The 11,014-nt window shown below is 43.0% G+C and carries 13 protein-coding genes; 12 read left to right on the top strand and 1 reads right to left on the bottom strand.

What is annotated here, in order from left to right:
* Positions 1–444: 444 nt before the first annotated feature.
* From L696_RS0117545 to L696_RS0117530, 4 genes are all read left to right on the top strand, one after another.
* Positions 445–993 carry a DUF4269 domain-containing protein gene (locus tag L696_RS0117545; RefSeq protein ID WP_025684802.1) on the top strand — a complete coding sequence of 183 codons (549 nt, stop codon included), beginning with the start codon at positions 445–447 and terminating at the stop codon, positions 991–993.
* Between the two features lie 782 nt (positions 994–1,775).
* Complete coding sequence (locus tag L696_RS32770) at positions 1,776–1,961, top strand: helix-turn-helix domain-containing protein (RefSeq protein ID WP_425339325.1); 186 nt, start codon at positions 1,776–1,778, stop codon at positions 1,959–1,961.
* Positions 1,945–2,322, top strand: a complete 378-nt coding sequence (locus L696_RS0117535; protein ID WP_025684800.1) for a hypothetical protein — start codon at positions 1,945–1,947, stop codon at positions 2,320–2,322. Before L696_RS32770 ends, L696_RS0117535 begins: the two co-directional genes overlap by 17 nt.
* 300 nt (positions 2,323–2,622) lie before the next feature.
* Entirely contained in the window at positions 2,623–3,471 is an 849-nt protein-coding gene (locus tag L696_RS0117530) for a hypothetical protein (protein WP_025684799.1), read from the top strand.
* A gap of 46 nt (positions 3,472–3,517) precedes the next feature.
* Here the strand turns inward: L696_RS0117530 and L696_RS0117525 are convergent, their stop codons facing one another.
* Positions 3,518–4,267, bottom strand: coding sequence for a class I SAM-dependent methyltransferase (locus tag L696_RS0117525; protein ID WP_025684798.1), 750 nt, complete (start codon positions 4,265–4,267; stop codon positions 3,518–3,520).
* Between the two features lie 288 nt (positions 4,268–4,555).
* Here L696_RS0117525 and L696_RS30585 point away from each other — a divergent pair, with 288 nt between their 5' ends.
* From L696_RS30585 to L696_RS0117490, 8 genes are all read left to right on the top strand, one after another.
* Entirely contained in the window at positions 4,556–4,717 is a 162-nt protein-coding gene (locus L696_RS30585) for a hypothetical protein (RefSeq protein WP_155985422.1), read from the top strand.
* A complete protein-coding gene (locus L696_RS32035) occupies positions 4,714–5,214 on the top strand; it encodes a recombinase family protein (protein WP_245233388.1) in 501 nt (166 codons plus the stop codon). The genes L696_RS30585 and L696_RS32035 overlap by 4 nt, the downstream gene beginning before the upstream one ends.
* Before the next feature lie 68 nt (positions 5,215–5,282).
* Complete coding sequence (locus tag L696_RS32030; protein WP_245233387.1) at positions 5,283–6,260, top strand: recombinase family protein; 978 nt, start codon at positions 5,283–5,285, stop codon at positions 6,258–6,260.
* Positions 6,261–6,556: 296 nt separating this feature from the next.
* Positions 6,557–7,237, top strand: a complete 681-nt coding sequence (locus tag L696_RS0117510; RefSeq protein ID WP_025684797.1) for a hypothetical protein — start codon at positions 6,557–6,559, stop codon at positions 7,235–7,237.
* Positions 7,234–8,649, top strand: coding sequence for a phage baseplate assembly protein V (locus L696_RS0117505; protein ID WP_025684796.1), 1,416 nt, complete (start codon positions 7,234–7,236; stop codon positions 8,647–8,649). The genes L696_RS0117510 and L696_RS0117505 overlap by 4 nt, the downstream gene beginning before the upstream one ends.
* Positions 8,650–8,667: 18 nt before the next feature.
* Complete coding sequence (locus L696_RS0117500) at positions 8,668–9,951, top strand: pentapeptide repeat-containing protein (RefSeq protein ID WP_025684795.1); 1,284 nt, start codon at positions 8,668–8,670, stop codon at positions 9,949–9,951.
* Positions 9,948–10,478, top strand: coding sequence for a hypothetical protein (locus L696_RS0117495; RefSeq protein WP_025684794.1), 531 nt, complete (start codon positions 9,948–9,950; stop codon positions 10,476–10,478). Before L696_RS0117500 ends, L696_RS0117495 begins: the two co-directional genes overlap by 4 nt.
* A 5-nt stretch (positions 10,479–10,483) precedes the next feature.
* The gene (locus L696_RS0117490) at positions 10,484–10,900 is read left to right on the top strand and encodes a DUF4280 domain-containing protein (RefSeq protein ID WP_025684793.1); all 417 of its coding nucleotides are present in this window, start codon (positions 10,484–10,486) and stop codon (positions 10,898–10,900) included.
* Positions 10,901–11,014: the final 114 nt, after the last annotated feature.

Below are 11,014 nucleotides of genomic sequence, written 5' to 3'. Positions count from 1 at the left end.
GATACCAAAAAGGTATCCCCAGTGTAGACCAGGTATTTTAAAATAAATAGTAAGTCCGACTATAATAAATAGCCCTCTCAATACATAAGCAACTTGTCTGCCTTCTGCATAATATGTTCTTGCCATTCACTTTCACCTCAATGGAATATCTCAACTCATACAAAAGGACTATATACCCACGACTAACGAAACAACACAAACCATTACCCTACTAAATATTGCATAATTCTTCTTTATTTCTTACACTATAGCATATTCATGGGGATATATGGAACCAAAAAAAGCCTCCGACCAGTTCCGAGGGCCTAACTCTTCTGAATCTAAAGTTTCACTGAGTTTATGAATTTTTGATCGCCTAATACTTTTTGAATATTCAATTTATGTAAATAAACATTAACGGTGATATATTTGAAGGGGAAACTAAACTGTTCAGGGGGTCATCTTATATTTAAAACCATCACATATTTAAAATCTGGTAACGAAATTCAGCGTCGGGCGTTTAATGTCATTAACGGTTTAGGAATCTTAAATGATTTGGCTCAATATCATCCTGTTTTATGTGGAACCATACCAATTTCAATTGATGTGGAGGGTTCCGACTTAGATATTATAATGGAGGTTCACGAATTTGAAGCTTTTAAGCACCAGATTCACTCTCTATACTGTAAGCATGATAAATTTGTTTTAAAAGAAAAGAGGATACGAAATACACCAACTATAAAAGCGAATTTTGAATTTGGTGGTTTTGAACTTGAATTATTTGGTCAACCTAGGGCAGTTGAACAACAAAATGCCTACCTCCACATGATGGTTGAGCATCACCTATTAACAAGTTATTCTCGCATAAGAAATGAGATTATTCGTTTAAAAGAAGAAGGAGTTAAAACTGAGCCTGCCTTTGCTCAAGTTTTTGGATTAGAAGGCGATCCCTATGATGAGCTTCTTGTTTTAGGAAGAAAGCTAGGGGTAATAGATATACCAACAGTTCAATAACACCTAACAATAAAAAGAGGGGTTTGCCACCTCTCTTTACTATTTCCGCCATTCAACTCTAGGAATCTTCTACACTGACAGCACATTCGGTTCCACATGCCTTGTGTATGTAAATAAAATATGTTCCCGCACTCAACTCTAAAGCATTTTTTGAATGCGGGAACATATTCAAGTTACTCTTAATCCCTTCTACCTCAATGCTTCTCATCTCGATATATTACTACCACGCACTCCACGTGTGTTGAGTTGATACTGAAAACAAATTACAGGAATAGCATTTGCTCAACTGAAGGGGCGGCTGATAACAGTCGCTCTTTTATTATACCCCCTACCCATTGCCTAGCGAAAAGGCAGTTACATCTGAGCCGATGTTAAGGCTTGTCATACCCGTCTGAAATTTTGGCAAATATCTTCTGTACGCACAAAGAAAGCCCCAACCATATCGGCGGGGCGAAAACAATGAGCGTGTGCTTCTATTATTAACATGAAGAAAGCTAATATACCTGTCTTCCTATCAAAATAAAATGCTTTAGAACGTACCCCTATTCTTAAATCTCTCACTTAGCCAATGACTAAATTTTCCTAGATACCATCATTACAGCCCTTAATTACCTTAGCTTGCTTATGCCCCGCTTTTCTTCATGAGAACGGAATATTTCGATTCCTATTAAAGACTTATTACACGTCTCTATCCCTGTCTACGCTCTGTGTGTTCCGTAGCTGCCCCAATTACCTATATTGTAGATGACAATATTTGAAAGGAGTTGGAAGCATTGGAACAGATGCTGACAATGCAGGAAGCTAAAGACCTGCTACGGGTTTCCTATCGAACGATTCATAGGCTTGTCTCGAACAACACTATTCTATCTATGAAGGTTGGGCGGGTCATCAGAATCCCACAATCGGGATTAGAGAAGTTCATTTTTAACGATACGTCAGGAGGTAGCGACAATGATTATCAACAATAAGATGGTCTCACTCACTAAAGCCGCAACAATGCTAGGCACGTCCGAACAGGAGGTTCTACGACTCAGCCAATACGGGTACTTGGAACAAGGCAAACCTGAAGGCGGTAAGACACGAATAATAGTGAGTAGTCTTGAGAAATACGCTAGTCGAAGCGGGATAGCCCTTCAGGAAGCCCCTGCGCCCGTTGTAGCACGTTCAGGCAACTTTACCATTGGTGGGACAATGACCAAGCTAGGATTGAAAACTGAAGCGGCGGTACACAAGCTGATACAGACAGGGAAACTCAAGGCAGATTTTGAGGGCGGGGCATATGTTATCAACGCTCAGAGTTTACACGATTATGTTACAGGGCGGTGCTAATCATGCGAATGTACACATTGAACGAAATTTCTAATTTACTAACCAAGGCAAGTCCTACGAGAGTTTACACCGTGCAACGCATTTGGTCTTGGTGTCAGAATGAAGGTCTATGTTATGAAGCGACCCCTAGTAGTGTTCGTGGAGTATCTTACAAGCCTGTATGGATTCGTGAGAGTGAGTTGAAGCGTTTTTTACAGGCAAAGGAACTTGACGTTGATACTATTTTTCTAACGGCAGACTAAAACGGCACTATAACATCCGTAAATAATGTACTTTTCGGACAAGGGGAGGTGAAAAAGATTGAAAGACGTAACATGCTCAATAGACCGTGTTTCTGCATTGGCTTACATTTCCGACCTGTCTTACTTTTTCAAGTCGCTAGAATTGAATCCCTATGTTGATGTAGTTTACAGGAGCACCCGACAGGGCGACTACGATATGAATATCAAGTGCGTGGATGGAAGTTTCATTCAGATAAATAGCAGGGAAAAGAGGAAGGAAAATGTTAGGGTAGACTTTAATCCAAACACATTACACGGGCGGGATACCCTTGAAGAAATGCAGAAAATCATTGCCTTTACGAAGCATCCCCGCATGACAGGAATTGATTTTGCGATTGACTATCACGGCTATGACTTGTCCAGTCTTTCAATCAGCACTCCCCGCTCCATGAAAAGGTCTGTCTATTATGCCCCTTCAGGCAAGCTAGAATCTATCGTTATCGGAAGTGGCAACGGGGACAAACGCATAAATTTCTATGACAAGGGATATAAAGAACGCCAAAACTTACCCCAAAATCATCCTCATTGGTGGCGGGTTGAAATACAACGGTCAAGGTTTAAGAATGAGGATGATTATTTTACCAATCCATATGAAGGCATGACATTTACCCTCCCCGCTTCCTTCCCGCCTGATATGAAGGCGGCTGACAGGGCAATGCTTATAGGTCTGCAACAACAACCTGAGTTATGGAACGAGTTGGGGCGGAAGGTGAAAGAACGGTTGCGAGACCTACAAATACAGGCTTCTTCAAGTTTAGACCCTCATCCCGCTGATGTATTTGAACTCTATAAAGAAGACTTGCAAGGGCAACTTCACGAAATATTCGCTCCTGCACTTCAAAACTCGCCATTTTATAAAGCGTTATAAACAAAAAGGATACCCAATTAACGAGTATCCTTTTTGCATTCAATCTCTAGTACTTAGCAACTATTATAAAGCGTTCCGAATTTGTCCTAATACCCTTCTGATTTTGATTTTCCTTAATAAACTGTTGGAGTATTTGGAAATCAACCTCAGTCCGTCCAAAGTCGGGAATAATTGGAGTGTGCTTTAGTAGAAAAATCAGGTCTTCAGCCGTTTGGTAATATTCAATAACATTAAATTCAAATGCCTGAATGTCACTAAAGCCCGCTTCGCTTAATTCAGTAATATATTGATGCTTTAATGTACCTGCCTTTGTACCAAATGCCTGTCCTCTTCCAAACGCTTCTTTAATATTTGATTTGTCGTTTTCGCTTACTTGCTGAGTGAGGAATGTACCGCCCTTAATTAAAACTTTTGCAACTTCTTTAGCAAAGAATTCTGAATGTCTACAAGAGACTACATTAAAAAAGTCGTCAGGAAAACTCAAGTTTTCAGCTTCCATCTTTAGAAAGCGTACATTAGGTATGCCTGATTTAGCAGAATTCCTAGTTGCGGTTTCAATCATTCCAGTGGATTGGTCAATCCCGACTAGAAGTAGTGCAGATTCAGCTATTGATAAGATAGCTTCTCCGCCACCAGTACCAATGTCAAGCAATATATCTGATTTCTTGCAGACCTTCGTTACTTCACGATACAAATCCCATCTTGTTCCTTCAGAAACGCATTTCACATTGCTGAAATCCCAACCGTTGATTTTGCCGACTTTATCATAAAACTCTTTGTATTCCAATGGATTCATTTTTATTCCACCTTCCAATGAGGATAAAATGTTGACCGATATCATTCAATGTTTTAGCTTCATGAGACCAAAAGGGCAGACTACCCCCTTGATGGCTGGTACGCGTTTTTTCCAGCCCGAAAACTAAATACCTCGAACGATACGGAAAGACATCCATTTCACCCCATTTGAAAGACTGGTTTAATTATATTTCTAATAGAGCTTGTCAATCAAGCAATAGATCAAAAATAATTACTTGCACCTTTCTCCCTACATGGAGCGACCACTGATAGCAAGGAGATGATGAAGATGAACATTCAAAGGGAATTTACAGGTACATCCAACCTTGAGGACATTCTACTATCAGTAATAAGTGGTCAAATTGACAAAATACTCGTATTTCCATACGATGGGACTAGAGCAGATGCTATTCCTTCTGAAACGGAAACAGAAGGGATGGTATTCAAATGAGAGTTGCAATATATGCCCGTGTGAGCACAAAGAAAGATGCTCAAAAGAACAGCCTTGAGAACCAAGTTTCATATGCTACAAGTCTAGCCGCCCAAAATGGTTGGACTATCTCAAATCAATATATTGATGATGGTGTCAGCGGGGCGACTAGAGACAAGCGGGAAGCAGTTCAGCAACTGCTAGAAGATTCAAAGAAGAAAAAGTTTGACATTGTGATTGCAAAATCAGTATCTAGGCTAGGCAGAAACACTGTAGAGAATTTACAGACCGCCCATGCAATTGAGTCAATGGACATACGTCTAATTTTGCCTGAAGACAATTACGACACTGCAACAAGCACTAGCAAACTCATGTTCAACTTGAAGGCGGTACTAGCTGAAGAAGAGAGCGCAAAGTTATCCGAGCGTATAAAGTTTGGTTTGCGGGTGAGTGCAAAAGAAGGGGTCACAAGGCTTCACTACCTGCATTTGGCTACAAACGTGATGGCAAGAAGCTAGTACTTGACGAGGACTACGCCCCTATTGTTCGAGAAATGTTCGACCTCTATCTGTATCAGGATTGGGGCATGTACAAAATCAGCAATTACTTCATAGGCAAAGGTATTGCAACCCCTAGAACTGTATCAGGCGGCGGCAACCAAGGAACATTATGGAATCAAAGTTCTGTAAGCGTGATTCTCAAAAACGTTGTCTACACAGGCACTCTTGTACATCATCGTGAAGAGACAAGAGACTTTATCTCCAAGAAGCGTAGGCGTGTAGACCCTAGCGAGCAAATAGTCCATGAAAATGCACACCCTGCCATTATCACAATGGACGAGCACTTAGCCGTATTGGAGAAGATGAAGAAAAAAGGCAGGAACAATAGTAACGGTAGTGAAAGTTTATTTGCTCACATTGCCGTATGTGCTGATTGCGGTAAGGGTATGACCTTCCGTAAAGACAGAAGAAAAAAGAGCGGCGGGGCTTATGTATGCGTTGGCTATGTGAAGCACTCAACGTCTTACTGTTCCTCTCATATCATTGGATACGACAATTTACTGCAAGTGGTTAAAGACGACCTCAAGGAACTGATCACTGACAACATCAAGCTAGAAAGGCTCTATGGGGCGGCAAACACAAAGGCTAATGAACAGCATGCCAAACACTTAAAAGAACTTGCCAGCGTCACAAAAAGCCTGAAGAAGCTTAACAATGAATTTCAAAACCTTTTGGAACTCTACTCAGAAAAGGTTATCGGTATAGTACAGTTCAAAGCACAGAATGAACATATCCAAGCGGAACAAGGTAGGCTTTCCCAAAGAAAGGCAGAGATTGAAAGCCTACTTGAAACAAAAAAAGACACGGAAGAACAACTCCGTGCCTTTAGAAAGCAAATATCCCGCTTCACCGAACTTGATATTGACGATGAACAAGTCTTGAAGCTGGTACTTCAAAGACTTATACAAAAAATCGAAGTCAATGAAGACGGTTCAATCAAAGCCATACATTACAACATTTCCCGTCCTCAATCCGTAAGGACGTTGGAACAACAAGGGGCGTAGGAACTAATCCTGCCCCTTCCATTTTAGTAACACTGTACACTCCACATGTGTCGAGAGGATGGAAAGGATATACTCCTTCTTATCACCTATTTATGCTTTTTTCTACTCTACATTTCCCTCCCATATCACCTGCTTCCAAAAATACACATAGTAAATCCCCCAACCAATGGGTCATTCTGTAAAATAAATCTCTCTTTCAACCGATAAATACATATGCTGGGCTGATGATTAAATATCTCCTCCTATCTAAAATTATTAAAATACATTCTCACGTACTTCATGAAAAGGGGCTTTCTATGAACTATCTTGACGAGCACATTCTTAGCCTCAATGCTAAAGTTATGGATCATGCAACGGCTAATAACGATAATGTGAAATCCATTCCAGTTCAATCTCAGGAATTGGAACAGATGAGCTCCATGTCTGAAGAAACAAAGCTACTTCATATTGAAAATGATCATCTCACGTTGGTACCAAGAACGATTTGGGATGGGCAAATTGGGTTCAATATTCCCAAATCTTTTAGTCTTATGCCAACGGAGCAAGCTACTTTCAAATATCCTTCGGAGCACCGTCCTGAGGTGATTTATGCCTCATTGGAGGGGACGGTCAATATGACCTTTAATCCTACAGAAACGTCGCTCGAAGTGAACGAACTCCCGGAGTTTATGGAGCAAATGGCGGACGTTTTACGGTCTGTACAGCCGATTCGTAACTGGAAAGGCACCGAATTCACCATGAATCGTTCCGGGTTATCCATCGGGAAGATCCGTTTCGTAGCAGCAGGTATAGACGCTAATTTATATAATGAAATGCTGCTGTTCATCCATAAGGGGCATGTCATGGTCGGCACCTTCAATTGTCTGGAATCCAATATGGAGGCGTGGATGCCTGTAGCAGAACATCTGACTCAATCGCTCATTGTTCTTTCGCCTCCCTCCTATCCTGTGTTTGAGAAAGGAATGACTTTGCTATGATTCTCGGCTATGACAATATTCAAATTCACCCTTATGAGCTGGTTGATCTCCAGCAGCTTACCTTAACGAAAAAAATTAACGAGCATACACGGTTGTATTTTACAGGTGTGATTCCTGAGGACATGCAGGACAGCTATGTGGCAACGACAGAAAAAAACACCGTCATTGAGGTAAGCCAACGGGATGAATCTGGCGCAAACAAGCCACTATTCAGTGGAATTGCCCTCTCAGTCGAGGTAAAAATCGTGCGCGGGGTTTACTATCTGGAGGTCGAAGCTATCTCCCATACTTACCGGATGGACATTAAGCAACGTACCCGTTCTTTTCAATATACGAAAATGACAATTCCTCAGATGCTGGAGCAGATCGGAAAGGATTATGAAGGGCTGGATGTCATCGATGGAGCTACTGGCGGAGAAGCCATCGGGCGGATTGCTATCCAGTATCAGGAAACAGACTGGGCGTTTTTAAGACGCATGGCCTCCAGGTATCATACGAGCTTAATGCCTGTAGCCCGTTTTGACAGTCCCAAATTTTATTTTGGGATTGAGGATAGTCCTGCACAGGCTGTACTGGATCATACTCGTTACACGGTACGCAAGCAACTGCTGCCGTTTCGTTATTTTCAGGAAAATGAGCAGACGAAGCTGAACGAAAATGATTTTATTTTTTACGAGGTGGACACGGATGAGGTACTGGATTTGGGCGCTCAATTAACCTTTCAGGGACACAGCCTCTATGTGATCGAGGCCTATACCGACATGAGTCAGGGACAACTGCGGCATCAATATGTGCTTGCTTCGTACAAGGGATTGCGGCAAAGAAGCTATTACCAGGAAAAGCTGGCAGGCGCTTCGTTAAGTGGTATCGTGCTGGACGTTCGCCAGGATCAGGTACGCATCCATCTGGATTGTGATGAAACACAGGACGTGAATAAGGCGCATTGGTTCAACTACTCCACCGTGTATAGTGCTGGGGGGCATACAGGCTGGTATGTGATGCCGGAAAAAGGCGATTCGGTTTCCCTCTATTTCCCCGGCAGTCGTGAAGAAGACGGCGTGGCGGGTGGTGCGGTGAGACGGGCAGATCGCAAGAGCACGCATAACCATTTTTCCAATCCGCAAATGAAAATATGGCGTACCCCGCATGGCAAGGAAATACGACTGGGGCCGGATGAATTGGTCGTTACAGGCAAGGACGGCGCTATTTATATCAAACTGGACGATAAAGAAGGCATTCATATCACGAGTAATAAGCAAGTGAATATTTCGGCAGGGGGCAATCTCAGTCTGTCTGCGAGTAAAACGATGAGCCTGTCCGCAGGTAGTCAGCTCCGTATGGATTGTAACGGCAGTCATATTCAATTAAGCGGTTCAGCGGACATGAAAGGCAGCGAAGTGAAGTCAAATTAAGGTGGTGGATGAATACAAGTGGAAAAGCAGACAGATGCGATAGATCAGCAGCAAGCGAATCTTCATCAGGCATGGTCTCTTATTCGTAAAGAATGGGCGCTAAAATGTAAAGCAACTCAAGTACAACGACTACAGCATATGGTGGAACATTTTCACACCTTTTGTCAGTTGATTCGGCAAAAACAGCTAGATGGTTTTAAAGATAATATCGGTTATATCACCTACTCTATGCTACGTACCACATGGCTTGAACAAAAGCCTGTTTATCTTGTCGAGGCTACGGATGCCTTATGGATGCTTGATGCTGAACCCATTCAGTTTGAGTATGATGCAAGTTGGATTTTTTCCTATTGGACTCATCTACGAGAACAACTTTTGACTGAAACCTTGAAACAGCAGGTAACCCTTTCCGAACTTGAATTGGAACAGATTATGTTGGAAGCAGCGGGACATCTTCATACTATGGTCGTTAGTTTGATTCGTCAGGCTATGAAACAAGCGGTTGGTTTACCAGAGTTTCAGGCGTTGGATCGTGAAGAAGTCTTTGAGATTCGTGTCGGAGAGTATATGGATCACAGTGTGTCCGTATACCGGGAAGATCGCAGACCAATGGATGCGAACGTAATAAAGTCTTGGATGGAAGAAAAAGAAGAATTAGCCTACAGCTACCAAGCGTTGGCCCAAGTCGATCTGTCTGGTGGAGATTACAGCTCCTTGGATTTTCGCTATACGGCTTTTAGGAAGATCGGGATGGAACATAGTCGATTGCATAGCTGCATTCTCGTAGGAACCGTGTGGCAAGAAGCTCAGCTAGATGAGACCGACTTTTCGTACAGCCTGCTTCACGGAGCAGATTTTAGCGGTTGTTCCCTGAGGGAGGCTGTACTGGACTCCGTTTTAGGGAATAGCGATTATGGTTCAGATGCTTGGTTGGATTGGGAGCCTCTAGGATGGGATGGAGTGGATTTTACAAGAGCGAGTTTACCGGGAGCCAGTTTTCAAAATGCGCAGCTTCAAGGGGCTGATTTCCAAGATGCCTCGCTGCAAAGAGCTTCATTCAACGGAGCGGATCTGACAGATGCCTGTTTTGTAGGAGCCGATGTTACTGGCGTTTCGTTTACGGATGCCTGTTTAGTAAGAACTGATTTTACAGGGGCAAAGGTAAACGGGGTAAGCTTTACGGATGACCAACTAAGCGAATCCATTGGCTTGGTTGCTGTGGAAGTGCCCCCTCTATCCCAGTCTCGGCTTATGGCTACACAGGCAACAGACGCGGTAAGTAAAGGGGACTGGATACAATGAGATATTTTCGACTCATGGTGGATGAGCGCATAAAGCATCGGGTGGAGCCTGCTTCCCTGTCTCCATTGCAGGTGGAAGACATCCTCTCGGATCACAGAACTCAGGCGGAGGACACTCCCCTATTTTTAGCTGTACATACAGATCCACGAACCGTATATCCGGATTTCCTTGAGTTCCCTTTGCCGCTGGTTTCAGACCCGATGAAAACATTGTTGGAAAAATATATGCCGGGACTTGAATGGAAAGCAGCCATACTCACCAATTTTCAGCAAGCCAGGCAGGATGTGTACTGGGTGTTGCGTCCTCCTGTGCTGGACTGTCTTTCCTCACATACCAAGTGGTACCCCGACCATACTTTAAAGCATTTGGTACTCAGACACAGGAAAATCGTATCGCCTATGTTTCGAGTCGCTGGCCTGGTGGAATCTCATATTTATATCAATCTGGCTGTGGCGGAAAGTCTGCTACGCCGTCCATTCACAGGTGTTCGAGTGCAAAAAGTGGAAATGGCAACGAAGGAGGAATAATGCGGATGGAAGAAGCTAATGTGCAGCCTGGAACAGGCGCGAAAAAAAGCTACGTGGTGGCAGGTGCGATTTTAAGCTGTAGTTATGGTACACAGCCTACCCGTTTGAAGCGCCCTTTTAGCCACGGCGTGTATGTCAAAAATAAAGCACAGATGAACATTGGGGATTATGTGCCTGGAGTGAACATTAAGTCTTTTGGAAATTGCTCCAGTCCGCTTAATCCGGCTGTACAAGCCAGTGAGATGGTCGATATTTATGGAGTGAAAAAAGCTCCATGTATTCCTGTCCTTACTATGCCTTGGCTGAACGGGAAAAGCGACATGAGGATCGAAGGTCAGCCCGCTCTAACCCAAAACTGTACCCACCAGTGTCTATATTGCGGGCATATTCAAATCGAAAATGACGGACAGGAACTGGATTAACGTTTAGGGGGTGGAACAGCCATCACATCTGGAAAGGAGACATGAACACACTTGAGCTTATTATCAGATGGGATCGGCTATGAAAGCCTACGCTTTTATGGTCCCTTTCAGCCA

This window comes from Paenibacillus maysiensis (genome assembly GCF_000520815.1).
GTDB lineage: Bacteria > Bacillota > Bacilli > Paenibacillales > Paenibacillaceae > Paenibacillus > Paenibacillus maysiensis.
The sequence above is the reverse complement of the archived record's forward strand: the minus strand, read 5'-3'. Positions and strand labels throughout refer to the sequence as shown.